This is a genomic window from Streptomyces sp. NPDC090021 (genome assembly GCF_044748225.1).
GTDB lineage: Bacteria > Actinomycetota > Actinomycetes > Streptomycetales > Streptomycetaceae > Streptomyces.
In genome coordinates this window covers 75,306-100,901 of record NZ_JBIVFO010000023.1, presented here as the reverse complement: position 1 = coordinate 100,901, position 25,596 = coordinate 75,306, and the positions used below count along the sequence as shown (strand labels likewise).

Sequence of the window (25,596 nt, the reverse complement as noted above, 5' to 3'; positions counted from 1 at the left end):
GAACCAGCACATCACGGTCAGGAGTGACAACGATGTCCCCTTCCCTGCCCCGCACCCTGTTCACCGGTGCCGCGGCCGCGGCACTGATCGTCACGGCTACCCCGGCAGGAGCCGCTGGCCCGAACCCGCAGATCACCGCACCCCCCGACAGGATCGTGATCGAACTCGCCACGGTGAACGGGTCCGGCTGTCGGGAGGGCACCGCCGAAGTGGCCGTCGCACCCGACAACACGGCCTTCACCGTCACCTACAGTGACTACCTCGCGCAGGTCGGACCGGGCGCGCCACCGACGGGATTCCGCAAGAACTGCCAGCTCAATCTGCGGGTCCACGTTCCCACGGGATTCACGTACGCCATTGTCCAGGCCGACTACCGGGGATTCGCATTCCTCCAACCGGGAGCGTGGGGCCAGGAGAAGGCGAACTACTACTTCCAGGGAATGCCGCAGACCACCCAGCGCACCCATCAGTTCAACGGCCCGCTCAACGACAACTGGCAGGCGACCGACAGGACGGAGTACGCGGATCTCGTCTGGGCGCCGTGCGGCGAGAAACGCAATTTCAACATCAACACCGAACTGCGCGTGAACGCCGGCACGTCCAATCCGCAGACCGCGACCAGCTTCATGACCATGGACTCCACGGACGCGAGCGTGAGCACGCTCTACCACCTCGCCTGGCAGGCCTGTCCCGCACCCCGGCCGCGTTCGCATTAGGACGCGCGCGTCAGGTCCGTCGGGATGGTCAGGCCGTCGGGCCCGACGGACCGACGGACCGACGGCCCGTCGTCGGAGGTCCCGCCGGGCGCGGGACCTCCGGCCACGCCGTCGGGCGCCGCGCTCAGGCGGCGCGCCGCACCCACACCAGGACCTCGGCCGCCACGGCCGCCGCCGGGAGGGTGCGAACGGGACGTCGAGGTCCCCCGACCCCGGCCCCGGTGAATGCGATCGGATAGTTTGAAGGGATGTCCGAACTGCGAACAGAACGTCTTGTCCTGCGCCAATGGCGGGAGTCCGACCTGGGCCCCTGGGCGGCGATGAACGCCGATCCCGAAGTCCGCGAACATCTGGACGGCGTCCTCACCCGTGAGCAGAGCGAGGCGTCCGCGGCCCGCTTCCGGGCCGCCATCGAGCAGCGCGGCTGGGGCTGGTGGGCGGTCGAGGTGCGGGATACCGGCGAGTTCATCGGTTTCACCGGTCTGGACCCGGTGGACGAGGACATGCCGTTCACCGGGGTGGAGGCCGGCTGGCGGCTGGCCCGCTCGGCCTGGGGGCACGGCTTCGCCACGGAGGCCGCCCTGGCGGTCGTGGCCTTCGGTTTCGAACGCCTCGCGCTGCCCGAGCTCCTCGCGGTGACCACGGCCACCAACCTGCGCTCCCAGGCGGTGATGCGCCGCATCGGCATGACCCGGGACCCGGCCGACGACTTCGACGACCTCACCGTGCCCGAGGGCCCGCTGCGCCCGAGCGTGGTGTACCGCATGGCGCGGGTCCGGACAGGCTGACCTGCACGGGAGGAGGCGACGGCGGCCCGGGGCCCGTGCACGGCCGCGGCCCGCGGCGGGTTACCGTGTTCCTTCATCCGAGGGGGAACACAGATGTCGCAGAACACGGGGTGGGCACAGCACCCGGGACAGCCGATGCCGCAGTGGGGAGGCGGCTGGGTGCCGCCGTCGGCGCCCACACCCGGCGTCATACCGCTTCAACCGCTCAGCGTGGGCGACATACTCGGCGGTGCGTTCTCGTCCTTCCGCCGGCACTGGAAGCCCCTGGTCGGCATCATGCTCGCCGTACAGGGCGCGGGGATCCTGCTCGTGGCCGTCGCGACCGGCATCGCCGTCGCGGTCGCGCAGGACCGGCTCGCCGCCGTCTTCGACCTCGGGCCCGGCGAGAGCGTCGCCGGCGAGGATGTGATGGGCCTGCTCCTGGCCTTCGTGCCCGTCGGAGTGCTCCTTCTGGTCACGGTGACCGTGGGCGCGGCGCTGATCAGCGCACTGGGCCCGGCCGTGATCCAGGAGGCCGTGCTCGGCCGTTCCACGACGTTCGGCGCGATGTGGCGCCGCTGCTGGTCCCGGCTGCCCGCGGTGCTCGGCACCGTGCTCCTCGCCGGGCTGATCGCGGGCGCGCCGATGCTCCTGGTCTACGCGGTCGGCGTCCCGCTGGTCATCATGTCCGTCGACGGATCCGGCTCGCCGGCTGCCCTGTTCCTGCTGGTCCTGGCCCTCCTGGTCTGCCTGCCCGTATCGGTCTGGCTGGCCACGCGACTCAGCCTGGCGCCCGCCGCCGCGGTGTGCGAGGGACTCGGCACCGTCGCGGCGCTGCGGCGCTCCTCCCACCTGGTCAAGGACGGCTGGTGGCGTGTGTTCGGCATCACCATGCTGGGATATCTCGTGGCGGGGGCCGTGGGTTACGCCATCCAGATGCCCTTCGGATTCGTCGGCATGGCCGCGTTCCTGCCGAGCATGATGGCGATGGGCGAGTCGGACCCGGATCCGGAGGTGGCGATCGTCGGGCTGCTCGTGTACGTGATCTGCATCGTCATCGGCGGTCTGATCAGCGGACTCTTCCAGTTCGGCTTCCCGCCGCTGGTCACGGCGCTGCTTTACGTCGACCTGCGGATGCGCAAGGAGAACCTCGCGGAGTCCCTGATCGCCGCAGCGGCCCCGACCGCGCCGCCGACCGCGCCGCCGACCGCGTCCGCGCCCGTCGTCGCCGATCCGGCGGGTCCGGCGGGTCCGGCCGATTCGACGGATCCGGCCGACCCCACCCCGCCGCCTGCCGCCGGCCCGGCTCCTGACCGTACGTAACATCCCCTGCTCGGCAGGCCGGACGACCGCCCCTGGACCGGGCCGTCGAACCCGGCCCGATCGGTGTGGACGGCCCGGCTCACCGGCCGACGCGGCGTAGAGCATCAAGCGCACGAGGTCTCTCCCTGCCCGGCCGAACCCCCCGGGCCTGGCGCACCGCGCTGTCGGCCCGGGCCGGCGGAGCCCGAGGGCGAGGCACCCCCGCGTCCGGCCGGGGGCGACGCCACGCGCGCCCGGCCGATCGAGGGGACAATTGCCCCATGGCTGACACAGGGCTGCCGTCGGGCGGTGCGGGTTCCCCGGGCGAGGGGCGCTACGGCGAGCGGGTCTTCCGGCCGGATCGGAGCGGCGAGGGCGACCGGATCGATCTCGGAGCCCTCGCCTACGACGACACCAGCATGGCCCGGTTCCGCGCGCTCGGGGTGGGGCCCGGCTGGACCTGCCTGGACGTGGGGGCGGGCACGGGCACGATCGCCCGCCGCCTGCTGGCGGAGGCGGGTGTCGCGGAGGTCCTCGCCGTGGACCGCGACGTCCGGTTCCTCGCCGCGCAGCCCGTGACCGGACTGACCGTGCTCCAGGCGGACGTCACCGCCGACGACTTCGCCCCGGGCCTCTTCCGGCTCGTCCACGCCCGGTTCGTGCTCATGCACCTGCCCTCCCCGCAGCGCATGGTGGCCGGACTGAGCCGTCTCCTCGCCCCCGGCGGCGTACTCGTCGTCAGCGACGCGGTCGACCTGACCACGGACTCCGCGCCCGGTACGCCGTACACCCGCGCCATGCGGGCCATGTGGCAGGGACTGCGCGACACCATCGGTACGGACGTCTCGCAGGTGCCCCGCCATCCCGAGCTGCTGTTGGCGGCCGGCCTGGAAGCCGTGGCGGCCGAGATCCACGTACCGCCCCTCCTGCCGGGGAGCCCGATCAGCAGGTTCTGGGCCGACACCTGGGAGCGGGCCCGTGGGGCCATGGTGGCAACCGGTCTCGTCGACGACGGACAACTCGACGAAGCCGTCCGCCATCTGGCGTCCCCCTCCTGCACGGGCCTGTCACCCGGCATGCTCACCGCCTGGGGCTGGAAACCGGTTTCCTAGGCCGTGTTCTGCCGCTCGGGCCGGATCACGGTGCGGGGGCATCGACGCCGGGCGCGGGGCCGCCTATGATTCCGACGCCCCATCGCACCTCGAACGGACATATCCCATAAGGGAGTTGACGGCGTCCGGGACTCGTACCGGAATCCGCCGTGACGCCCGACGAGTTCGGAGGTCCCGTTGAGCACAGCCTTACGCACCCCGCGCAGACTGGCGGCCCTGACCATCGGCCTGGCCGCCCTCCTGGTCGCACCGGCCGGTCCGGCCCTCGGCGCGTCACAGACCGCAACCGCAACCGCAACCGCAACCGCCGCCGTGGCCGTGGACGGTGCGGTGGCCGCACCGGTCGTGGCCAACCCCGGCAACCAGGTCAACTTCCAGTGGGACGCGGTTCGCCTGCAGATGAGGGCCGCCGGTGGCGTGACGCCGTACACCTGGTCGGCCTCGAACCTGCACCTCGGCACGACGATCAACCCCTCGACCGGCCTGATCTCGGGCGTCACGCGCGGCAGTGGGACCCGCACGGTCACCGTCACCGTCCGCGACGCCGCGGGCGCCACGGCCTCGACCACCTTCAGCTGGCGCGTCATCCGCGACGCCTGCCCCCGCTGCTGACCCCGGCCCGGCCCGCCCCTTCGCACGGTCCGATGCTGGGGCAGGATACGCACGTGCAGATGATCACGGAGCTGGTGGAGAAGGTGGCCGGGCTGGCCAGCCGCGGCGGCCGGCGGATCCTCGGCCTGGCCGGGCCGCCCGGCGCCGGGAAGTCGACCCTGGCCGCCCGGCTCGCCGAAGCGCTCGGCCCGCGGACGGCCGTGGTCGTGCCCATGGACGGATTCCACCTCGCCCGGGCCGAGCTCGACCGGCTCGGGCGGGCCGACCGCAAGGGCGCCCCTGACACCTTCGACGCGGCCGGGTACGTGGCCCTGCTGGCCCGCCTGCGCGCCTGCGCCGGATCCGGCGGCACCACGGTCTACGCGCCCGCCTTCGACCGGACCGTCGAGGAGCCGATCGCGGGCAGCATCGCCGTTCCCCCCGGAGTCCCGCTGGTGATCACCGAGGGCAACTACCTGCTGCACGACGCGGGGGAGTGGGCCGGGGTGCGGCCGCTGCTGGACGAGGCCTGGTACTGCGCCCCGGACGAGGAGACGCGGGTGCGGCGCCTGGTCGAGCGGCACGTGCGCCACGGCAGGGAGCCCGCTCTCGCACGCGCGTGGGTGGCCCGCTCCGACGAGGCCAACGCCCGGCTCATCGCCCTCGGCCGCCACCGCGCCGACCTCGTCGTCGACCCCGGCTGAGCGCACCCCGAACGGTGTGCGGGACAGACGTGCACGGCCCCGGGCGTGGCGGAATCGAGTTGTCCGAATCCGCTGTTAGGGTGACGTGTGCTCGTCAAAACGAGCTGTTTCAGTACGGACACACCAACGGGGTAGAACGTGAAGTTTCGTCATGTCCGCGCGATAGCCGTCTTCGGTATCGCCATCGTCGCGCTCACCGGTGCCCGCGGATCCCACGGCGCCGGCTGCGGCGGCAGCCACTCCAGCTCCAGCAGCAGCGGTGGCACCAGCGGTGGTAGTGGCAGCGACAGCACCAGCAGCGGAGGCAACGCAAGCAGCGGAAGCGACAGCACCACCACCGGCGGTACGAGCACCACCACCACCGGCGGTTCCGGCCGGGACAAGGCCGAACGCGACATCAGGATCGACAGCTGCAAGCTGGACAGCACCGGCAAGAACCTGGTCGCCCGGCTCACCGTCACCAACAGCGGTTCGCTGGACCAGACCTACAGCATCACCATGAAGTTCAACCCGGCCGCCGGGTCGAGCGCGGTCGCGGCCCAGGCCAGGGTGACCGGTCTCAAGGTCAAGGCGGGTGCGTCCCAGCAGACCGAGGCCACCGCGCCGTACACCGGCAAGGGCGACGGCAGCGAGTACAAGGAGTGCGTCGTCTCCAGCGCGTCGAAGAACTCCCTCTGACACGCCCTCTGCCCGCCCTCTGACCCGCCGTCCGGCACACCGCCCGGTTCGGCGTCCGGTTCGGCGTCCGGCACACCGTGCCACGTCCCGGCCGGCCGTTATGAGCGGCCGGCCGGGACGGCCGCGTCAGGCCAGGTCGAACCGGTCGAGAGTCATGACCTTGTCCCAGGCCGCCACGAAGTCACGGACGAACTTCTCCCTCGCGTCCTTGGACGCGTAGACCTCCGAGAGGGCCCGGAGCTGGGAGTTCGAACCGAAGACGAGGTCCACGGCGGTGGCGGTCCACCGGGGCTCGCCCTTGCCGCCGCTGCGGCCCTCGAAGACGTTCTCCTCCGTGGCCGATGCCGTCCACTGCGTACCCATGTCCAGCAGGTTGACGAAGAAGTCGTTCGTCAGGGTCTCCGGCCGGTCGGTGAGCACGCCGTGCCGGGACTGCCGGAATCCGGTGTTCAGGGCCCGCATCCCACCGACCAGCACCGTCATCTCGGGTGCCGTCAGGTCCAGCATGCTCGCGCGGTCCAGCAGCAGGGTCTCCGGAGGCAGCTTCTCGCCCGCCGGGAAGTAGTTGCGGAACCCGTCGGCCCGCGGTTCGAGCACGGCGAACGACTCCACGTCGGTCTGTTCCTGCGTGGCGTCGGTGCGTCCGGGCGCGAACGGGACCGTGATGTCGTGCCCCGCGTTCTTCGCGGCCTGCTCGATCGCCGCGCACCCGCCGAGGACGATCAGGTCGGCGAGCGAGATCTTCGTTCCCCCGGCCTGCGAACCGTTGAAGTCGCGCTGGATCCCCTCCAGGGTCCCCACCACCTCGGTCACCTCGGGCAGGTCGTTGACCTCCCAGTCCTTCTGCGGCGCGAGCCGGATCCGGGCCCCGTTCGCCCCGCCGCGCTTGTCGGTGCCGCGGAAGCTGGCCGCCGACGCCCAAGCCGTGGTCACCAGCTGGGAGACGGTCAGCCCTGAGGCGAGGATCCGGCCCTTGAGGGCGGTCACGTCCCCGGCCGAGACCAGCTCGTGGTCGACCGCGGGCACGGGGTCCTGCCACAGCTGCGGTGCGGGGATCCACGGCCCCAGGTACCGCGACAGCGGCCCCATGTCGCGGTGCAGCAGCTTGTACCAGGCCTTGGCGAACGCCTCGGCGAGCTTGTCCGGGTTCTCGTGGAAGCTCTTCGCGATCGGCGCGTAGACCGGATCCAGCTTCAGCGAGAGGTCCGTCGTCAGCATCATCGGGGCGTGCCGCTTCGACGGATCGTGCGCGTCCGGCACCGTGTCCTGCGCCGAGGCGTCCGTGGGCGTCCACTGCTGCGCTCCGGCCGGGCTCCGCGTCAGCTCCCAGTCGTACCTGAACAGGTTGTCCAGGTAGCCGTTGTCCCACTTCGTCGGCTCGGTCGTCCAGGCGCCTTCGAGCCCGCTGGTGATCGTGTCGACGCCCTTGCCGCTGCCGTACGAGTTGTGCCAGCCGAGGCCCTGCTGCGCGAGCGGACCGGCCTCCGGTTCCGGACCGACGTACTCGGGATCGACCGCGCCGTGGCACTTGCCGAAGGTGTGGCCGCCGACGATGAGGGCGACCGTCTCCTCGTCGTTCATCGCCATGCGCCCGAACGTCTCGCGAATGTCCTTGGCCGCGGCGATCGGGTCGGGATTTCCGTTGGGGCCCTCGGGATTGACGTAGATCAATCCCATCTGCACCGCTCCGAAAGGCCCGGTGAGTTCCCGGTCGCCGCGGTAACGCTCGTCGCCGAGCCAGGTGTCCTCGGGTCCCCAGAAGACTTCCTCCGGCTCCCAGATGTCCTCCCGGCCGAAGCCGAATCCGAAAGTCTTGAACCCCATCGACTCCATTGCGCAGTTGCCTGCGAACACCAGCAGGTCGGCCCAGGAGATCTTCCGGCCGTACTTCTGCTTGACCGGCCAGAGCAGACGCCGCGCCTTGTCCAGACTCGCGTTGTCCGGCCAGCTGTTGAGGGGCGCGAAACGCTGTGCTCCGGAACCGCCGCCGCCACGGCCGTCGGCGATGCGGTACGTACCCGCGGCGTGCCAGCTCATCCGGATGAAGAGCGGCCCGTAGTGGCCGTAGTCGGCGGGCCACCAGTCCTGCGACGTCGTCATCACCTCGAAGACGTCCCGCTTCAGCGCGTCGACGTCCAGGGCCGCGAACTCCTCCGCGTAGTCGAAGTCCTCGCCCATCGGACTGGCCTGGGGCGAGTTCTGGTGGAGGACCTGGAGGTCGAGCTGGTTCGGCCACCAGTCCCGGTTCGTCCTGGGACGAGGGGGAGCGGGGGTCGGGGAGGGGATTGCGGGGTTCTCGCTTTCGCTGCCGGACACGTCCGTCCTTCTTCCTGTCTCGGTGCTTCCATCTGCTGGATGCTCGCTCTTGACGGCGTCCGTATGGTCGCGCACCGCGGACCGCGGGGCTGAGAGAACACGCAGGGCGCGCTCGCCCAACCGGCATTACCGGTATGCCGCCGGCACGGGAAAGGAGGCAAAGGCGGAGATCGTACGATCATCGTTATCACTCCGCCGCCGTGGAAAGCACCGGCGGCCATTCCCTGCCGGTAATCTGTAGCTCGCTTTTCGGGTCGTGGCGGGGCCCGCCCACTCCTCAGTCCCTTGTCCCGACGACCATGAACCGGTGAGCCGAATGAGTGACCTGCTGGAGCGGCTGCGGGGACGCGGCTGGCGCATGACGTCGCAGCGGCGTGTGGTCGCGGAGGTCCTCGACGGCGAGCACGTGCACCTGACGGCCGACGAGGTGCACGCCCGCGCGGCCGGGCGGCTCCCGGAGATCTCCCGGGCCAGCGTCTACAACACCCTGGGCGAGATGGTCGCCCTGGGCGAGGTCGCCGAGCTCTCCGCGCACGGGCGGGCCAAGCGCTACGACCCCAACGCGCACCGCCCGCACCAGCACCTGGTGTGCTCCGGATGCGGCCTCATCCGCGACGTCCACCCGACCGGTGACCCGCTGGCCGGCCTCCCGGCGCACGAGCGCCACGGCTTCGCCGTCTCCGGGGCCGAGGTCGTCTACCGCGGGCTGTGCCCCACCTGCGCGGGCGGGCCGACCGTGCCGGCCGGCCCGACGAGCGCCTGACCGCGGAGGGCATCCGTACGGCCACGGCTACAGCCACGTCCGGGCACCGGCCACGTCCGGGCACCGGCCACGTCCGGGCACCGGCCACGTCCGGGCACCGGCCACGGCCGGGCAGCGGGCGCGGGGCGCTACCACTCGGGGTGGACATCACGGCTGTCGTAGCGGTCGCCGGCGGCGGTGATCCATGGCCGGAAGCGGCCGGGACCGGTGCCGTCATGGGCGTAGGTGACCGGCTCCCGCGTGTCGTCGGTGACGACGACGGCCCCGGCCCGCATGCGCTGCGCAGCGCATGCGTCGACCCGGGCCGGGGCCGGCCGGTTCGCGGCCGGGGCCGGACGCCACGGCTCCTTCACCGACTGAGCGGCCTACGGGCGGGTCCGGCGGCCGGGCGGGCGCGGAGGGGCATCATGGCCGTGTGAACGCGTTCCCGGCCGTCGGCGGCGGAGCCGGCGTCCCAGGTTTCCTCGGCGTGGCCCCCACGCCCCGTACCGCCGTGGTCTGGCTCCCGCCGGCCGGGCTGTGGCCCGCGATCCAGGCCGTCCGTGCCGAGCACGACCCGCAGATCCGCCGCTGGCCCCCGCACGTGAACCTGGTCTTCGGCTTCGTCCCGGATGCGGATTTCGCCCGGGCCGCACCACTGCTGGCCGACGCGGCGACCACCGTCGAACCCTTCGACATCCGGCTCGGCGGAGTGCGGGCGTTCCGGCACCGCGGCTACGCGACCGTCTGGCTGGACCCCGCCGCGGCCGGCCTCGCCCCGTGGAGGGAACTCCAGGAGAGCCTGGTGGAGCCGTTCCCCGCATGCCGCGGCCGGTTCCCGGTGTTCACGCCGCACCTCTCCCTCGGGCGCACCCACGATCCGCGCGGCCTCGCCGCGGAGTGCGCGGCCCGGCTGGGCACCGTGGCCGCGCGGGTGGACGAGATCGTGCTGCTCTCCCGTCGTGGTGACGGGCCCATGCGGCCCCGGGCCGTGATCGGCGTCGGCACGGGCACGGTCACGTGGTCAGCGCGGTGAGCCCGGGCCGGTAGCTGCGCTCTCGCCCTCGCTCTCACCGTCGGGAACGTGGGGCAGGCCTCGCGCAGGCGGTCCGGGGGCCCGCGCCGCATTGGGGCGCCGGGGCCCGACCGCCCGACGGCGCGGCTCGGCCGGTGGCCGGGCTCGCCCCGCACCGGCCCGGCTCGCCCGGCACCGGCCCGGGTGCGCACGGGACCGGCCCGGGTGCGCACGGGACCGGCCCGGGCCGGCCGGGAGCCGGTCGGCACCGGGCCGGTGTCCGCGTGCGGGTCAGGACTGGGGCGGCGGGGGGTTGCCCTGGTCGCGGCGCAGCTGTTCCTTGAGCTTGTCCTGGGCCGTGTCGACCTGGCTGCTGTACTTGCCCTGGGTCTTGCCGTCGACGTAGTCACCGGCCTTGTCAATGCCCTGTTCGGCCTGGCTCTCGTGGCCGCGCAGCATCTGCTTGAGCTTGTCCATCATCGACACGACGGTCTCCTTTGCGTCCGTCCCCCACGGCCAGGGTTGCCGACGATCGACCGGACCGCATCCGCGAGGCGCTGACCTGGACGGATACCGCCGCCGACCACCGATCACCCCTGTCACCGGCGCCCATGAGCAGCGGGAACGCCGCCGAGCCGAGGTACCCCTCGACAACCAGTCGCCGAAGGTGATGCCGCCCCGCGCCTCGGCAGCACGGCCGACGCGCCGCCAATCGGCGGGAGACGGGGGTCGGCATGGAACGATTCTCCGCATGACAGAGAGCATGAGCCCGTACATGTCCTCGCCGCGGATCACCGTCCTGGGTGTGCAGCCCGGCGACCCGCCGTTCCGGATCGTCGAGATCGACGGGGAGATGGTCCGTATGGCGACATCCATGACCGACGTGATCCTGGCTGCCGCGGACGCGGGGATCACCGTCCACGACCTCGACGACCCGGACGTGGTCCGCTGGGTGGGCGGCGGGAAACTCACCTGGCGGCTGCACTAGGGGGTGTCGCCCCGGGGCCCGCGAGCCCGGCCTGACCGGTAGGACACCCCCATGGAGGTGTGCCGGGCGGCTGCGCCGTGCCGTCGCCCGCTTCCAGGTCACGCGTACCACCGAGAGAGGATCGGTGACCCGGGTTCGACCGACGTGCACGCGCGCATACGGCTGCCACTGCGGGTGGGGGTAACGGGGGTGAGCGCGAGTGCGCGGGCGGGCGCGGGGGACTGCCGATCAGGTGGCGCGTCCGTAGCGGACCGCTTCGCTCCAGATCTGCTCCAGACGCACGGTCGTGCCGGGGCGGGGAGCGTGCCAGATCTTGTTGTCGCCGGCGTAGATGCCGACGTGGCCCATGGTCGCCCCTCGGGGGAAGAAGACCAGGTCACCGGCCGTGCGATCGGCCTTGGGGATGTGGCGGGTGTGCTCGTACTGCTGGTCGGCCGTGCGTGGAAGGCGTTTACCGGCCTTCTTGAACGCGTAGAGGGTCAGCCCCGAGCAGTCGAAGCGTTTGGGTCCGGTGGCGCCGTAGGCGTACGGCGAGCCCTGTTTGGAGGCGGCCACCGCCACGGCCTTCTTGCCGTACGACGGTGCTGCGTGAGCCGGGTCCGCGGGAGCGGTCAGGGCGCCGGCCGCCAGGAGCAGTATGAAGAAGAAGGCGCGTGCTCTGGGGCAACAGCACATCGGAGAAGTGCCCTCGGGGGCCTTTCGGAAGTCGGTCCTGGAGCAGGACATCGTGACACCTCCGCAATCGGTTGGCAGGCGACGATTCAGATCAGCGGCCTGGTCCTGTTCTCGGTGGCAGTCGTCTTGGCTCTGACGGCGGACCAGTTTTCCCGGACGTCCCGGATCGACCCCATCGGACACGACGTCATTTGTCCCGATTTTGCGTTCGATTCGAGATGATAGGTAAGGCGGATCGTCATACCACGACGGCGTGGTGACGGAGCCACCGCCGATGTGCTGAATCGGGGTACCGGCAGGCATCGGCCCGCCGCGGAACGGGCACGCAGCACGGGTGACCACGACCGACCTGCTTCCGGCGCCGCCGCCGCACGCCGCGGCCCGCCGGGCCCTGCTCGCCGGTTCGGCCGGCAACCTCGTCGAGTGGTACGAGTTCGGCGTCTACGGCTGCTTCGCCACCGTCATCGCGGCCAACTTCTTCACCACGCAAGGGGGATCGGGGACGGGCGCGGCAGCGGAAGGTCCGGCAGGCGGTGCCGAGGCGCTGGTCGCCACGTACGCCTCGTTCGCCCTCGCCTTCTTCTTCCGGCCGGTCGGCGCCCTCCTGTTCGGGCGTATCGGCGACCGTTTCGGCCGCCGTCCCACCCTCGTCCTCGTCATCGGCCTCATGACGCTCGCCACCACCCTGATCGGGCTCCTCCCCACGCGCGCCGACATCGGCGCCGCGGCCCCGTGGCTGCTGACGTTCCTGCGCGCCGTGCAAGGGCTGTCCGCCGGAGGGGAGTTCGGCGGTGCGGTGTCCGTGATGGTGGAGCACGCGCCGCCGGGCCGCCGCGGCCTCTACGGCGCATGGCAGTCCTTCACCGTGGCCCTCGGCCTGCTGGCCGGCGCCGCAACGGCCGCCGCGCTGGGGACGGTTCTCTCCTCCGCGGCGCTGTACGCGTGGGGGTGGCGGGTCCCGTTCCTGCTGGCCCTGCCGCTCGGGCTGGTCGCGTTGTGGCTGCGCACGGCGCTGGAGGAACCCCCGGACGCGCCCCCATCCGCGCCAGGGACGGTGGCGACGGCGGCGACGGCCGGGTCGGCTGCGAAGGCGGCGGCTACCGAGGCGACCGCGGCGACCGCGACGGCGGCGACGGCGGCGACGGCGGCGGCCGCGACAGCCGCGACGACCGAGGCGACCGCGACGGCCGGTTCGGCCGGGTCGGCTGCGACGGCCGGTTCGGCGACCGTACGGGAGCAGGTGCGTGCCGTCGGGCTCGGCATCGGGCGGATCATGGGCTGGTCGGCCGCCGGGTACACCTTCCTCGTCGTCCTGCCCTCCCACCTCCAGTCGGCCCTGGGGGCGTCCTTCCGGGACGCCCTGCTGGCCACCACCCTCGTCAACCTCGGCTTCGCCGCGTCGATCCTGCCCGCGGGCCTGCTCAGCGACCGCGTCGGGCGGCGCCCCGTCATGCTCGGCGGCGCACTCGGCGTCGCCGTGTCCGCCTTCCCCCTCCTGCACGTGCTCCAGTCGCCCGCGGCGTCCCCGCAGGCCCGGGCCGCAGCCGTGCTCGCAGCCGGCGCGCTGGTCGGCCTGCTCGCCGGACCCGGGCCGGCCATGCTGGCCGAGATGTTCCCAAGGCGCGTCCGCTGCACGGGACTCGGTCTCTCCTACGCCCTCGCCAACGCCGTCTTCTCCGGCTGCGCGGGGCTCTTCGTCACCGCACTCACCGCCCGGACCGCAAGTACCGTCGTTCCCGCCCTCTACGCCGCCACGGCCTGCGCCCTCAGCGCACCGGCGCTGCTGACCCTGCGCGCCGACGACCACCAGGAGCCACTGCGATGAGAGTGATCGGCCTGATGTCCGGGACCTCGTACGACGCCGTCGACGCCGCCGCCTGCGACCTCGCCCACCGGCCCGGGGGCGGCGCACTGCACCTCACCCCACTGGGCATGGTCAGCGAGCCCTACCCGGCGGACCTGCGGACCGCGCTCGCCGACGCCCTGCCGCCCGCCGCCACCACCCTCGCCGACGTGTGCCGGCTCGACACCCGGATCGGGCAGGCCTTCGGGCGGCTCGCCGTCCGGGCCGACCGCGAACTGTGTTCCGGACGAGCCGAGTTGGTCGCCTCCCACGGGCAGACCGTGTACCACTGGGCGGCCGACGGGCAGGTCCACGGCACCCTGCAGCTCGGTGAGGCCGCCTGGATCGCCGAGGCCACCGGCCACCCCGTCGTCTCCGGCTTCCGGCCCCGGGACGTCGCCGCCGGCGGGCAGGGCGCACCCCTGGTCGGCCTGATCGACCTGATGCTGCTGCGCGGCCGTCCCGGCGTACCGGCCGCCCTGAACATCGGGGGGATCGCCAACGTCACCGTCGTGCCCGGGAACGCGGCCCCCGTGGCCTTCGACACCGGCCCGGGCAACGCGCTCATCGACGCCGCTGTACGCGAACTGAGCGGCGGGCGGCTCGCGTACGACGAGGGCGGCGCCCTCGCGGCCTCCGGGCGCGTGCACGAAGGGCTGCTGGGACGCATGCTCGCCGAGCCGTACTACCGGTTGCCGCCGCCGCGGACGACGGGCAAGGAACTCTTCCACCCGGGGTATCTCCGTTCCTGCCTGGCCGAGTTCGGTCGGATCCCGCCGCAGGACCTGGTCGCCACGCTCACGCGCCTCACCGCCCGGACCGTCGCCGACGCGCTGCGGCCACTGGGAGCCACCGAGGTCTTCGCCTCGGGAGGCGGGGTGCGCAACCCGACGCTCACGGGGATGCTCCGTGCCGAGCTGGCCGGCGCCCGGCTGCGCACCTCGGAGGAGCTCGGGCTGCCCGCCGCGGCGAAGGAGGCGTACGCGTTCGCCGTGCTCGGATACCTGACGCTGCACGGCCTGCCGGGCAACGCCCCCGGCTGCACCGGGGCCGCGGGCCCCCGCGTCCTGGGCTGCGTCACCCCGGGCAGCCGGCCGCTCCGGCTGCCCGCGCCCTCGCCGATCGCCCCCTCCTCCCTCCTCGTCCGCGCGGACGGTGTTAGCGTGCGGGCATGCGCGCTCCGATAGGGCCCTTCGACAACGCGGTGCCGGCCCCCGACTGTCTCGCGGAACTCGTCGCGCCCGTGGCCGGGGCGGTCGCGGGCTGGTCCGGCGCCGTCCCCGCCGAGCAGATCCTCTACGTGGACACCGACCCCGCCATCGCGGACACCGGCGCCTTCGTCGCGCACTACGGGCAGGACCTGCTCGGCCGGTCGGCGAACTGCGTGGTGGTCGCCGCCCGGCGCGGCGGCGGGACCACCCTCGCGGCCTGCCTCGTGCCCTCCGCGGGCCGGGTCGACGTCAACGGCGCCGTACGGCGTCACCTGGGCGCGCGCAAGGTGTCCTTCGCCCCGATGGGAACAGCCGTGGAGCTGACGGGCATGGAGTACGGCGGCATCACTCCGGTGGGCCTGCCGGAAGACTGGCCGCTCCTGGTGGATCCGGCGGTCGTCGGCATGCCGCACGTGCTCGTCGGCAGCGGACGCCGTCGCGGCAAACTGATCGCCCCCGGCCCGCTGTTCGCACAGCTCCCCGGCGCGGAACTCGTCGAGGGCCTGTCCCTCTGAGAGCCTGGCCGGGGGCCGTCACCGTCACCTGTCGACGATCTTGCGCACGTTCTCGATGCTGCCGCAGTCCGACGCGAGCTGCTTCCCCCGCTCCTCCAGGAAGGCGGCGGACGGGCAGGACCTCGTCCTGTACTGCCCGGGAGCGAAGGAAGGGATATGTGGATCGTAGATCGAATCAGCCTTCCAGTCTTCGAATATGATGCTGTGTTCATGAATATGCGATGAAGGCAAGGTCGCCCCAGAGGGAGTCGGGCGTTGCGTACATCCGCCAGGGCCGGATGGGCCACGCCCGACCGAGCGCGGCCGTGCCTGCCGGGGCATCGCCGCGGCTCCTGCCATCGTGGGCACCGCGCTCCGTGTCTCCCTCTGGAGGTATCCGCCGTGTCCCCACGCCCGTACGGCCACCCCCGCCGGATCCGCCCGTCGCTGCGCCTGGTCGCCGCGACCGCCGTGTGCGGCGCTCTGCTCGGCGCCTCCGTACTGCCGGCGCGGGCCGCCGCGGACCGCAAGCCGCCGCCGGACCGGGGCGCGGCCCTCCGTCAGGAACTGCGGGAACTGGTCGAGCGCCCGGACGGGCCCCCCGGGGTCATCGCCGTCCTGCGCGATGGGGACCGCAGCACGGTCTACCGTGCGGGCGTGGCCGACGTGGAGAGCGGCCGGCCGCCGAGGGCGAGCGACCACATGCGGATCGCCAGCGTCGCCAAGGCCTTCAGCGGAGCGGTGGCCCTGAGTCTCGTCGACCGCGGCCGGCTGCGCCTGGACGACACGATCGGCGAGGTGCTGCCCGAGCAGCCGGAGGCCTGGCACGATGTGACGCTACGTCAACTCCTGAACCACACCAGCGGACTGCCGGACTACTCCGCCTCCCAGCCGTTCCTCGACATCGTCACCGAGGACCCCCGCCACCACTTCGACTCCCGGCACCTGCTGGAGTTCGTAGCCGACGAGGACCTCGCATTCGAGCCGGGCAGCCGCTACCTCTACTCCAACTCCGACAACATCGCCGTCGCGCTGATGGCCGAGGCCGCCACCGGACGCCGGTACGAGACGTTGCTGCGCGAGCTCGTGTACCGGCCGCTGGGCCTGACCGACACCAGCCTTCCCCAGGGCTACCGACTGCCCGAGCCCTTCCTCCACGGCTACCAGATCGACCCGCAGGAGGGTCCCGTCGACGTCAGTGAGGCCGTGAGCGCCTCGGGGGCCTGGGCCGCGGGCGGCATCGTCTCGACACCGAAGGACCTGACCGCCTTCATCCGTGGCTACGCGGGCGGCGCCCTCGTCTCGGACCGCACCCGCCGGCAGCAGTTCACGTTCATCCCCGGCGCGCTGTCCCAGCCCCCCGGCCCCGGCCGCACCGAGGCGGGCCTGGCCGTCTACCGCTACACCACCCGCTGCGGCACGGTGTACGGCCACACCGGCAACACCCCCGGCTATACGCAGCTGGCGGCGGCCACGGCGGACGGCAGGCGCTCGCTGAGCTTCTCGATCACCACCCAGACCTCCCTGACCGACAACCCCGAGCTGCTCGCCCGGGTCCGTGAGATCCAGGAGGACTTCGTCTGCGCCCTGCTGCGGGGGTGACCCCAGCGGGTGCGCAGGCCGCACGGCCCGCGCACCCGCCACCCGGGCGGCGTAACCTGGTCGGACCGCCACTTCACGCGCGCGCCGGGACCGCGGTGCGCACCCCCGTACACCCCGCCGCGAACGATCCAGGGAGGCGGCGAGTGACCGATCCCTTCGGCTTCCTCAGGATCCCCCGCGAGCCCGTCCCGCCCCGGCCCGTGGAGGAACGGCTCGGCGACTGGCGCGAGGTCCACGCCGGCCAGGCGCTGCTCCCGCTCGTCTCCCGGCAGGCCGACCGCTGCATGGACTGCGGCATCCCCTTCTGCCACACCGGCTGCCCCCTGGGGAACCTCATACCCGAGTGGAACGCGTACGCCGCCCACGCCGACTGGCGCGCGGCCTACGAGCGGCTGCACGCCACCAACAACTTCCCGGAGGCCACCGGCAGGCTCTGCCCCGCCCCCTGCGAGGACGCCTGCGTCCTCACCATCAACGCGGACCCGGTGACCATCAAGAACGTCGAGCAGACGATCGTGGACGAGGGGCTGCGGCGCGGCTACATGACACCGAGCCCCCCGGAGCGGCACAGCGGCAGGACGGTGGCCGTCATAGGCTCCGGTCCGGCCGGGCTGGCGGCCGCGCAGCAGCTGACCCGCGCCGGGCACGCGGTCACCGTCCACGAGCGGGCCGACCGGATCGGCGGGCTGCTGCGCTACGGCATCCCCGAGTTCAAGATGGAGAAGGCACACCTGGACCGCCGGATCGAGCAGATGCGGGCCGAGGGCACGGAGTTCGTCACGGGACAGGACGTGGGAGGCACCGACGACGACGGCGTCGCAGCGGCCGATGCCGCCGCACTACGGGGCCGCTGCGACGCCGTCGTCGTCGCCGTCGGAGCCGGCGAGCGCAGGGAGCTGCCCGTCCCCGGCCGCGAGCTCCACGGAATCCACCAGGCCATGGACTACCTGACCTGCGAGAACCGGGTCCGGGAGGGCGACTGGGCAGAGTCGCCCATCACCGCCGAAGGCAGGCACGTCGTCATCGTCGGAGGCGGTGACACCGGCTCCGACTGCATGGGGACGGCCCTGCGGCAGGGCGCGATCTCGGTGGTCCAGCTCGACATCAACCCCGAGCCCGGACCGGACCGGACCGACGACGAGCCCTGGCCGGTGTACCCGAAGACGTACCGGATCTCCCACGCCCACGACGAGGCCCGCGGACGCGCGGGCCGCGATCCGCGGCTGTTCGCCTGCGCCACCCTGCGGTTCGACGGGGACGCCTCGGGCCGGGTACGGGCCCTGCACCTGACCGCCGTCGAGCCGGTGGGCCGCAGCCCCCTGACGGGCACGGAACGGGTCCTCCCGGCCGGGCTGGTCCTGCTGGCCCTCGGCTTCTCCGGCCCCGAGCGGGCGGGAGGCCTGCGCGAACAGCTGGGCCTGGAGCTCGACGAGCGCGGCAACTTCGCGCGGGACGCCGGCTTCGCGGCGTGCGGCGGGCGCGCGCCCGGGGTGTTCGTGGCGGGCGACGCGGGCCGGGGCCAGTCACTCGTGGTGTGGGCCATCGCCGAAGGACGGGCGGCGGCCGCCGCCGTGGACCGCTACCTCACGGGCTCCACGTGCCTCCCCGCCCCGGTCGCCGCCCACGACCGGCCGATGACGGCTCTGGGCCGCATGCGCTACGGGGACCACTGACGGCGGGACCTCCCCACGCCGGCCCCGGCGCGACGGCTGTGAAAACGGCACGCTCCGGCCGGCCCGAGGGCCGGCCGGAGCGCGGGTCACTGACGGCGGGGCTGCTGCTCAGCCCGCGGCCAGGAGCGTGAGGGTGTCGATCACACGGTTCGAGAAGCCCCACTCGTTGTCGTACCAGGCGACGACCTTGACGTGGCGGCCCTCGACGCGGGTGAGCTCCGAGTCGAAGATCGACGAGGCGGGGTTGCCGGTGATGTCCGAGGACACCAGCGGGTCGTCCGAGTACTCCAGCACGCCGGCCAGCGGGCCCTCGGCCGCGGCCCGGTACGCCTCCAGGATCTCCTCGCGCGTCACCTCGCGGGCGACGGTCGTGTTGAGCTCCACGATGGAGCCCACCGGGACCGGTACGCGGATCGAGTCGCCCTGCAGCTTGCCGTCGAGCTGCGGCAGCACCAGACCGATCGCCTTCGCGGCGCCCGTGGAGGTCGGGACGATGTTGACGCCGGCCGCCCGGGCGCGGCGGGGGTCGCGGTGCGGGCCGTCCTGCAGGTTCTGCTCCTGCGTGTAGGCGTGCACCGTGGTCATGAAGCCGTGCTCGATGCCCGCGAGCTCGTCGAGCACCGCGGCCAGCGGGGCGAGCGCGTTGGTCGTGCAGGACGCGTTCGAGACGATCGTGTGCACGGCCGGGTCGTAGGCGTCGGTGTTCACGCCGTACGCCAGCGTGACGTCGGCACCGTCCGAGGGGGCGCTGACCAGGACCTTCTTCGCTCCCGCCTTCAGGTGGGCGCGGGCGGCGTCGGCCGACGTGAAGCGGCCGGTGGCCTCCAGCACGATGTCGACGCCGAGCTCGCCCCACGGCAGCTGCTCCGGCTCGCGCTCGGCCAGCACCGCGATCCGGCGGCCGTCGACGACCAGGGTGTTCCCGTCGACGGTCACCGGGCGACCGAGCCGGCCGGAGGTGCTGTCGTACGCCAGCAGCCGCGCGAGGGCCTTCGGCTCGGTGAGGTCGTTGACGGCGACGACCTCGAGGTCGCTGTCGCGTTCGAGCAGCGCGCGCAGCACGTTGCGTCCGATGCGGCCGAATCCGTTGATGGCGATGCGAGTCATGAGCGAGTCCCTTTCGTTCGCCATCAGGTTCGCCGCCCGCGCCCGCCCGTGACAGCGGCGTGATCGCCACTGTTCAAAAGGATCTCGCCACGGCGGGCGTGGCGAGATCCTCACGGACCTATTCGCCCTTCGTGAAGGTGCGCCGGTACTCGGTCGGCGTGGTCCCCAGGATCCGCTGGAAGTGCAGCCGCAGGTTCGCACCCGTGCCCAGGCCGACGTCGGCCGCGATCTGCTCGACCCCTCGTTGGGAGCGTTCGAGCAGCTCACGGGCCACATCGACGCGGGCACGCATGACCCACTGCATCGGCGTGTACCCGGTGTCCTCCGCGAACCGCCGCGAGAACGTACGGGGCGACACCCCGGCGTGCCGGGCGAGGGACTCCAGGGTCAGGGGCTCCCCGAGCCGGATCAGCGCCCACTCGCGCGTGGCGGCGAACCGCTCGCCGAGCGGCTCGGGCACGCTGCGCGGCACGTACTGCGCCTGACCCCCGCTGCGGTACGGGGCGGCGACCAGACGGCGCGCCGCGTGGTTGGACGCGGCCACACCGAGATCGCTGCGCAGGATGTGCAGGCACAGGTCGATGCCGGATGCGGCGCCCGCCGAGGTCAGGACGCTGCCCTCGTCGACGAACAGGACGTTCTCGTCGACCCGGACGAGCGGGTGCTTGGCCATCAGGGCCCGGGCGTAGTGCCAGTGCGTCGTCGCGCGTTTCCCGTCGAGCAGGCCCGTCGCGGCGAGCGCGAACGCGCCGGTCGAGATCGCGGCGAGCCGTGAGCCCCGCTCGTGGGCGGCGACCAGCGCGTCGATGACGGGCCGCGGCGGATCCTCACGGTCCGGGAAGCGGTAGCCGGGGACGAAGACGATGTCGGCCCACGCGAGGGCGTCCAGGCCGTGCGTCACATGGTACGACAGGCCGTCGCCGCCGGCCACGAGACCGGGTGCCGCACCGCACACCCGTACCTCGTAGGGCATGCTCGCGCGGGTCGTGAAGACCTGGGCGGGAATGCCGACGTCGAGCGGCTTCGCGCCTTCGAGGACGAGTACGGCGACGCGGTGGAGACGGGAGGCTGACACGGGTCGAGCCTACGCGGGACCCGGGAGCGCGCGTTCCGCCGGGAGAGCCGCCCCCGGTGCGGTATACGTCCCCTGGGGATCGCCCGTTCCCCGCGAAGGGAGTGGTTGCCGTGGAGCGAACGACCTGCTGCGTGGTGGGGGGCGGCCCGGCCGGAATGGTGCTGGCCCTGCTGCTGGCCCGCGCCGGGGTGGAGGTGACGGTGCTGGAGAAGCACGGCGACTTCCTGCGCGACTTCCGCGGCGACACCGTGCACCCCACCACCCTGTGCCTGTTGGACGACATCGGCCTCGCCGAGCGCTTCGCCCGGCTGCCGCAGCGCCGCGTCACCACAGTGCAGCTGCCCATCGGACCCGACCGGTCCCTGGTCGTACTTCATCGCCTACGGCGCCCTCCGCGAGCGGCCCCCGAGCGAGTCCCTGCGCTGACCGGCGACCGGCGACCGGGGCCCGGGCCGCGGGTCCCGGCGGTCCGCACGACGGGGTCGTGGGGACCGCCGGGGGCGGTGCGGCTACCGCCCCATCTCGTACGCACCGGAGAGGGCCTCGACACGGGCCCAGACGCGGGCCGAGCGGGCCTCGTCGACGACCGGGCGGCGGACGGCGGCCAGCGCCCAGGCCTGCTGCTCCGGCGTGCTCGAGTCCTTGCCGTGCAGTTCCACGGCGTGCTGAGAGAAGTCGCGGACGAGCACCGAGAACAGCTCGTCCAGCACGGATTCGTCCAGGTCCGTCAGACGGGCCTGCTCCAGGATCAGCTGACCGTGCACGACCAGGGCGAACAGCTGCCCCACGGCCAGCAGGAAGTCCAGATCGCGGCCCTGGGCCTCGTCGGGTGCGATGGTCGCCGCGAACTCGGCCAGCGCGTCGGCCTGTTCGCGGAAACGGGCGACGTTCGGCACGGCGGCGTAGGCGTCGTACGCCGGGCGCCAGTCGTGGAAGCGCACCGAGCCCAGACCACGGGCCGGACCCTGCCGGAACAGGAAGTCGTCGTCGGCCGCGTCGAGGCGCGTCGGTACGGGCTCGTACGCGGCCGGCGCCAGCAGGTGGTTGCGCATGAACTTGAGGATCAGCGCCAGGTTGACGTGGACCGTGCCCTCCAGCTTCGGCAGCCCGCGGATCTCGACGGCGGCCTGGGCGAAGTAGTTGTCCTTCTCGAAGCCCTTGGCGGCGATCACGTCCCACATCAGGTCGATGACCTTCTCGCCCTCCGTCGTGACCTTCATCTTGGTCATCGGGTTGAAGAGCAGGTAGCGGCGGTCGTCGGGGCCGGCGGAACGGAAGTAGTCGACGGCGCGGTCGCTGAACAGCTTCATCCCGACGAGGCGGACGTAGGCGTCGGCCAGCTCCCGGCGGACGTGCGGGAAGGCGGTGACGGGCCGGCCGTAGAGGATCCGGTTGTGCGCGTGCGTGACGGCCTCGTACATCGCGTGCTCGCAGATGCCGATCGAGGCGGTGCACAGGTTGAACTTGCCGACGTTGACGGTGTTGAGCGCGGCGTCGAAGGCGGCACGCCCGGTGTGCAGGACGTCCTCGGCGGTGACCGGGTAGTCCTCCAGGCGGAACTCGCTGACGTACTTGGAGGAGTCGACGACGTTCTTGACGAGCCGGTACGCCGGGTGACGGCTGTCGGCGGCGAAGAAGACGTAGCCGTCGGGGCCCTCGACGTCGGCGCGGCGGCCGAAGACGGAGACCAGGCCGGCGGCGTTGCCGTTGCCGATGTAGTACTTGGAGCCGGTGGCGCGGAAGCCGCCGTCGCCGGTGGGCTCCAGCAGCATGTCGGTGGAGTAGATGTCGGCGCCGTGGCTCTTCTCGGACAGGCCGAAGGCGAACACCTCGCCCTCCGACAGCAGCCCCGCGGCACGCTCCCGGGCGGCGGCGTTGTCGCTCTGCCACACGGGGCCGAGCCCGAGGACGGTGACCTGCCAGGCGTACCAGTAGTCGAGGCCGTAGAAGCCGAAGATCTCGTTGAGGGCCGCGATCCGTGCGGTGTCCCAACGCTTGTCCGGCTCGTCCTCACCGGCGGCGGAGGCCGGGGTCAGGAAGGTCGCGAAGAGCCCCTCCTTGGCGGAGAAGGCGAGGAAGTCGGCCAGCCAGGCACGGGTGCGGTAGTCCTCGATGATCCGCCGCTTGCCGCGGGCCTCGAACCAGTCGACGGTGGCGCGCAGCAGCCTGCGGGTCTCCGGGTCGAAGTGGTCGGGGTCGTAGGTGTGCGGGTGGAACAGCAGGGGGTCGGACACGGCGGATCACCTTCCGAGGGTCGGAGTCGAGGTCCGCGCGGCTGCGCGGAGGGAGGAGGAGGGGGGGAGGAGGGAGGAGTGCGGGGGACGGCCGGCCGCGGCTCAGCCGTTCACGGGCGGCGCCGTCCGGCCGAGCCGGTGGAGGGTGGCCAGCACGTCGTCCAGCCAGGCGATCGTCATCCGTTCCTGCGCGATCCCCCCGCGCAGCACGACGTGTTGGAGTTCCTGGCCGGCGTCGAGCGGGGCCGGGGCGTCGGGGCCGGTGAAATCGCGCAGTTCACCGGCGAGATAGCGGGCGAGACGGTCGCGGTGGGCCTGCTGGTGCCGTTCGACCTCAAGGATCAGCGAGGCCGGGTCGTCGAAGGCGGCCCCGCGGATTTTCACGGCCAGGTCGTGCCGCAGGCTCTCGGGCTCGATCGGCTCGTGCAGCCACTGCGCGAGGGCGGCCCGGCCGGGAGCCGCGGCCGAATACTCCTTCTTGTCCGGCCGGCCCTGCTGCGGGACCGTACGGACGGCGAGCATGCCGTCCCTCTCCATGCGCCCCAGCACGCGGTAGATCTGCTGGTGCGTGGCCGTCCAGAAATAGCCGATCGACCGCTCGAACCGGCGGGCCAGCTCATAACCGGAGCCCGGCTTCTCCAGCAGGGAGACGAGGATCGCGTGTTCGAGCGCCATACCCCGATCCTGCTATGCAACTCGTTGCATAGACAAGCGGCGCCGCCCAGGTGAGACGCGGCTCACCCGGCGCGGCGCCCGGGGGACGGGATCAGGCGGCTGCGTCGGGGATCCAGGAGCCGTGGATCATGGCCGGGACCCGGCGCGGCAGGTGGATGGTGGCCACCGGCGGGACCGTCAGGTCGGAGGCGTCCAGGACGAGCAACTGCGAGGCGTCCGCGTTCAGGTCGCCGACCACCGTCAGCAGGTACCCGGCGTCCTCCTGCGACGCGCCCGCGCCCTCGGCGGGTACGAACACGGCCTCGCTCGGGAGCCGGCCCGGGGTGAACGGCAGCAACTGCCGGGCACCGGTGGTGCGGTCGTACTTGACGAGGGTGTGGGCGGCGGTCCCCAGGTCGTCGGGGAAGGCGAGGGCGTACTGGTAGCGGTGCTCGATACCGAGGAATGCCTCGTTGATCGTGGGGAACTCCACAGTGAGGTCGTCGGTCACTTCCTCCCTGACGGATCCGGCCGCCAGGTCGACGGTCCAGCGGGTGCTGCGCGAACCGGAGTTGGGCTCGGCCCCGCGGTCCTCGGCGCCGACCCACCAGTTCCAGGAGCGCCGCCAGCCGTCCCGGCCGACGGCCGGGCCCTCGACGACGATGCGGCCGTACGGGTCCTCGTAGGCGTTGGCGACGTGCATCCCGTAGCCCTGCCCGATCTCGAACCAGCGGATCTCACGGGCCCGGCCGCCGGTGCCCGCAGCGGTGCGCGGCAGGACGCCGATCCGGGAGATCTGCTCGTCGTCCCAGCCGTACGGGATGCCCGAGTGCTCGGTCGGGTCGAAGGTCACGGAGCCCTCCAGGAACACCACGTAGTGCTCGGTGATCGCGAAGTCGTGCTTGAGGGCCGCGCTCGCGCCCGGTACCTCCTGGCTCTCCAGCACCTTCCCGTCGGCGGAGGCGACGTGGTGGATCAGGTACGGGGGGAAGGGGGAGGAGGCGAAGAAGTGCAGTTCGCCGGTGACCGGGTCCTCCTTGGGATGGGCGGTCATCGCCGAGGTCAGCCTGCCCCCGAAGTCGTACGCCCCGACGGTTTCCAGATCCGCCGTCAGTTCGAAGGGCAGGGCCGCCTCGCTCAGGGCGAGGAGCCGACCGGCGTGTTCGATGACGTGGGTGCCGGCCGTGCTGGCGGTGAGGTCGGGGCCCTTGTCGGTCATGTAGGGGGCGCCGTCGAGGGCGGGGGTGTGGACCCAGCGGTTGCGGTACCACTCGGCGCGGCCGTCGCGGAGCCGGATGCCGTGGACCATGCCGCTGCCCTTGAACCAGTGGGTGGGGGTGATGCCGGGCTTCGGGTTGTGGCTGTTGCGGATGAGGCGGCCGGTCAGCTCGGGCGGGATGGTGCCCTCGACGGTCAGGCCGGTGGCGGTGATCTCGTCGGTGACGGGGGTGTAGTGGCCGGTCAGGTAGGGCTTGGCGGTGCTGCTCATGACGGTCTCCTCGGCTATCGGGCGGGGGGAAACGGAACGAAGGGGGAGCAGGGGGCGGGGTGCGGGGGCTGTGCGGTGGGGACGGTCAGCCGCGCCCGGCGGCGGCGCGGGCCGCGGGGTTCGCCACGGCCGTGGCCTCCGCCGCCGCTTCGGCCTCGGCCGTGCTCTTGAGGGCGGTGAGCCAGGCCTCCAGCGACTGCCGCAGCACCTGTTCCATCTCGGCGCGGCCGGCCTCGACGGGCGCACCGCTCCAGGACTCCTCCGTGCGGACCGTCACGATGCCCGGCGCCGTCTCCCGGAAGGTCCAGACGTGGATGCCGTCGATGCCGTGCGCCGGGCCGCCCCAGACGATCCGCTCGCCGGGAACGACCTGGTGGACGGTGGAGGTGATGTCGAGACCGTGGGTCAGCCAGCGGAACGCGGTGCCGGGGGCCAGTGGACCGGCGTACTCCACCCGGTCCACGTCCGTGTTCCAGTCGGCCCAGGCGGCGATGTCGGTGTGCAGGTCCCAGACGGTGCCGAGCGGGGCGTGCACGGTGGTCTCGAGGCGGACGACGACCGGGGCTTCGCTGTCGACGGTGGTGGGGTGCGTGGTCATGGGAGTGCTC

The 25,596-nt window shown here is 72.5% G+C and carries 24 protein-coding genes and 2 pseudogenes; 16 read left to right on the top strand and 10 right to left on the bottom strand.

Annotation, left to right across the window (positions count from 1 at the left end):
- Positions 1-32: 32 nt before the first annotated feature.
- From ACIPXC_RS20085 to ACIPXC_RS20055, 7 genes are all read left to right on the top strand, one after another.
- Positions 33-716 (top strand): DUF4360 domain-containing protein, encoded by a 684-nt coding sequence (locus tag ACIPXC_RS20085; RefSeq protein ID WP_401619794.1) that lies wholly within the window; start codon positions 33-35, stop codon positions 714-716.
- A gap of 248 nt (positions 717-964) precedes the next feature.
- Positions 965-1,504: a GNAT family N-acetyltransferase gene (locus ACIPXC_RS20080; protein WP_401619791.1), complete on the top strand. Its 540-nt coding sequence runs from the start codon at positions 965-967 to the stop codon at positions 1,502-1,504.
- A gap of 210 nt (positions 1,505-1,714) precedes the next feature.
- Positions 1,715-2,806 carry a hypothetical protein gene (locus tag ACIPXC_RS20075; RefSeq protein ID WP_401619788.1) on the top strand — a complete coding sequence of 364 codons (1,092 nt, stop codon included), beginning with the start codon at positions 1,715-1,717 and terminating at the stop codon, positions 2,804-2,806.
- 260 nt (positions 2,807-3,066) lie between these two features.
- Complete coding sequence (locus ACIPXC_RS20070; RefSeq protein ID WP_401619786.1) at positions 3,067-3,897, top strand: class I SAM-dependent methyltransferase; 831 nt, start codon at positions 3,067-3,069, stop codon at positions 3,895-3,897.
- A 177-nt stretch (positions 3,898-4,074) separates the two neighbouring features.
- Entirely contained in the window at positions 4,075-4,509 is a 435-nt protein-coding gene (locus ACIPXC_RS20065) for an Ig domain-containing protein (protein WP_401619783.1), read from the top strand.
- Between the two features lie 59 nt (positions 4,510-4,568).
- Positions 4,569-5,192, top strand: a complete 624-nt coding sequence (locus ACIPXC_RS20060) for a nucleoside/nucleotide kinase family protein (RefSeq protein WP_401619854.1) — start codon at positions 4,569-4,571, stop codon at positions 5,190-5,192.
- 138 nt (positions 5,193-5,330) lie between these two features.
- Positions 5,331-5,870, top strand: coding sequence for a hypothetical protein (locus ACIPXC_RS20055; protein WP_401619780.1), 540 nt, complete (start codon positions 5,331-5,333; stop codon positions 5,868-5,870).
- A 126-nt stretch (positions 5,871-5,996) separates the two neighbouring features.
- Here the strand turns inward: ACIPXC_RS20055 and katG are convergent, their stop codons facing one another.
- The gene (katG, locus tag ACIPXC_RS20050; protein ID WP_401619777.1) at positions 5,997-8,186 is read right to left on the bottom strand and encodes a catalase/peroxidase HPI; all 2,190 of its coding nucleotides are present in this window, start codon (positions 8,184-8,186) and stop codon (positions 5,997-5,999) included.
- Between the two features lie 316 nt (positions 8,187-8,502).
- Between katG and ACIPXC_RS20045 the strand changes: the two genes are divergently transcribed.
- Positions 8,503-8,949 (top strand): Fur family transcriptional regulator, encoded by a 447-nt coding sequence (locus tag ACIPXC_RS20045; RefSeq protein ID WP_401619851.1) that lies wholly within the window; start codon positions 8,503-8,505, stop codon positions 8,947-8,949.
- A 128-nt stretch (positions 8,950-9,077) separates the two neighbouring features.
- On the opposite strand, the gene ACIPXC_RS20040 is transcribed toward ACIPXC_RS20045, so the two are convergent.
- A complete protein-coding gene (locus ACIPXC_RS20040; RefSeq protein ID WP_401619775.1) occupies positions 9,078-9,302 on the bottom strand; it encodes a hypothetical protein in 225 nt (74 codons plus the stop codon).
- Between the two features lie 62 nt (positions 9,303-9,364).
- On the opposite strand from ACIPXC_RS20040, the gene ACIPXC_RS20035 reads away from it, so the two are divergent.
- Complete coding sequence (locus ACIPXC_RS20035; protein ID WP_401619773.1) at positions 9,365-9,964, top strand: 2'-5' RNA ligase family protein; 600 nt, start codon at positions 9,365-9,367, stop codon at positions 9,962-9,964.
- 270 nt (positions 9,965-10,234) lie between these two features.
- On the opposite strand, the gene ACIPXC_RS20030 is transcribed toward ACIPXC_RS20035, so the two are convergent.
- Positions 10,235-10,429 carry an antitoxin gene (locus ACIPXC_RS20030; RefSeq protein WP_401619770.1) on the bottom strand — a complete coding sequence of 65 codons (195 nt, stop codon included), beginning with the start codon at positions 10,427-10,429 and terminating at the stop codon, positions 10,235-10,237.
- A 265-nt stretch (positions 10,430-10,694) separates the two neighbouring features.
- Between ACIPXC_RS20030 and ACIPXC_RS20025 the strand changes: the two genes are divergently transcribed.
- On the top strand, positions 10,695-10,931 hold the full coding sequence (locus ACIPXC_RS20025; protein ID WP_392579253.1) for a hypothetical protein: 237 nt from the start codon (positions 10,695-10,697) through the stop codon (positions 10,929-10,931).
- A 228-nt stretch (positions 10,932-11,159) separates the two neighbouring features.
- Here the strand turns inward: ACIPXC_RS20025 and ACIPXC_RS20020 are convergent, their stop codons facing one another.
- Positions 11,160-11,606 (bottom strand): C40 family peptidase, encoded by a 447-nt coding sequence (locus tag ACIPXC_RS20020; protein WP_401619848.1) that lies wholly within the window; start codon positions 11,604-11,606, stop codon positions 11,160-11,162.
- 334 nt (positions 11,607-11,940) lie between these two features.
- On the opposite strand from ACIPXC_RS20020, the gene ACIPXC_RS20015 reads away from it, so the two are divergent.
- The 5 genes from ACIPXC_RS20015 (at position 11,941) to ACIPXC_RS19995 (ending at position 18,429) form a co-directional block, all read left to right on the top strand.
- Entirely contained in the window at positions 11,941-13,431 is a 1,491-nt protein-coding gene (locus ACIPXC_RS20015; protein WP_401619767.1) for an MFS transporter, read from the top strand.
- Complete coding sequence (locus tag ACIPXC_RS20010; RefSeq protein ID WP_401619764.1) at positions 13,428-14,636, top strand: anhydro-N-acetylmuramic acid kinase; 1,209 nt, start codon at positions 13,428-13,430, stop codon at positions 14,634-14,636. Before ACIPXC_RS20015 ends, ACIPXC_RS20010 begins: the two co-directional genes overlap by 4 nt.
- Positions 14,621-15,175, top strand: coding sequence for a YbaK/EbsC family protein (locus ACIPXC_RS20005; RefSeq protein ID WP_401619761.1), 555 nt, complete (start codon positions 14,621-14,623; stop codon positions 15,173-15,175). Before ACIPXC_RS20010 ends, ACIPXC_RS20005 begins: the two co-directional genes overlap by 16 nt.
- Positions 15,176-15,556: 381 nt before the next feature.
- Positions 15,557-16,756 carry a serine hydrolase domain-containing protein gene (locus tag ACIPXC_RS20000; RefSeq protein WP_401619759.1) on the top strand — a complete coding sequence of 400 codons (1,200 nt, stop codon included), beginning with the start codon at positions 15,557-15,559 and terminating at the stop codon, positions 16,754-16,756.
- 143 nt (positions 16,757-16,899) lie between these two features.
- Positions 16,900-18,429, top strand: coding sequence for a glutamate synthase subunit beta (locus ACIPXC_RS19995; protein WP_401619756.1), 1,530 nt, complete (start codon positions 16,900-16,902; stop codon positions 18,427-18,429).
- A 108-nt stretch (positions 18,430-18,537) separates the two neighbouring features.
- Here the strand turns inward: ACIPXC_RS19995 and gap are convergent, their stop codons facing one another.
- Positions 18,538-19,536, bottom strand: a complete 999-nt coding sequence (gap, locus tag ACIPXC_RS19990; RefSeq protein ID WP_401619753.1) for a type I glyceraldehyde-3-phosphate dehydrogenase — start codon at positions 19,534-19,536, stop codon at positions 18,538-18,540.
- 118 nt (positions 19,537-19,654) lie between these two features.
- A complete protein-coding gene (locus ACIPXC_RS19985) occupies positions 19,655-20,611 on the bottom strand; it encodes a GlxA family transcriptional regulator (RefSeq protein ID WP_401619750.1) in 957 nt (318 codons plus the stop codon).
- A 110-nt stretch (positions 20,612-20,721) separates the two neighbouring features.
- Here ACIPXC_RS19985 and ACIPXC_RS19980 point away from each other — a divergent pair.
- A pseudogene (locus ACIPXC_RS19980) lies at positions 20,722-21,498 on the top strand (FAD-dependent monooxygenase); the annotation flags it as partial.
- A gap of 180 nt (positions 21,499-21,678) precedes the next feature.
- Here ACIPXC_RS19980 and ACIPXC_RS19975 read toward each other — a convergent pair.
- From ACIPXC_RS19975 to ACIPXC_RS19960, 4 genes and pseudogenes are all read right to left on the bottom strand, one after another.
- A pseudogene (locus tag ACIPXC_RS19975) lies at positions 21,679-22,383 on the bottom strand (acyl-CoA dehydrogenase family protein); the annotation flags it as partial.
- Between the two features lie 564 nt (positions 22,384-22,947).
- On the bottom strand, positions 22,948-23,520 hold the full coding sequence (locus ACIPXC_RS19970; RefSeq protein ID WP_401619747.1) for a PadR family transcriptional regulator: 573 nt from the start codon (positions 23,518-23,520) through the stop codon (positions 22,948-22,950).
- A gap of 91 nt (positions 23,521-23,611) precedes the next feature.
- The gene (locus ACIPXC_RS19965; RefSeq protein ID WP_401619745.1) at positions 23,612-24,988 is read right to left on the bottom strand and encodes a carotenoid oxygenase family protein; all 1,377 of its coding nucleotides are present in this window, start codon (positions 24,986-24,988) and stop codon (positions 23,612-23,614) included.
- Between the two features lie 85 nt (positions 24,989-25,073).
- Positions 25,074-25,586, bottom strand: coding sequence for an SRPBCC family protein (locus ACIPXC_RS19960; protein WP_401619742.1), 513 nt, complete (start codon positions 25,584-25,586; stop codon positions 25,074-25,076).
- Between the last annotated feature and the right edge of the window lie 10 nt (positions 25,587-25,596).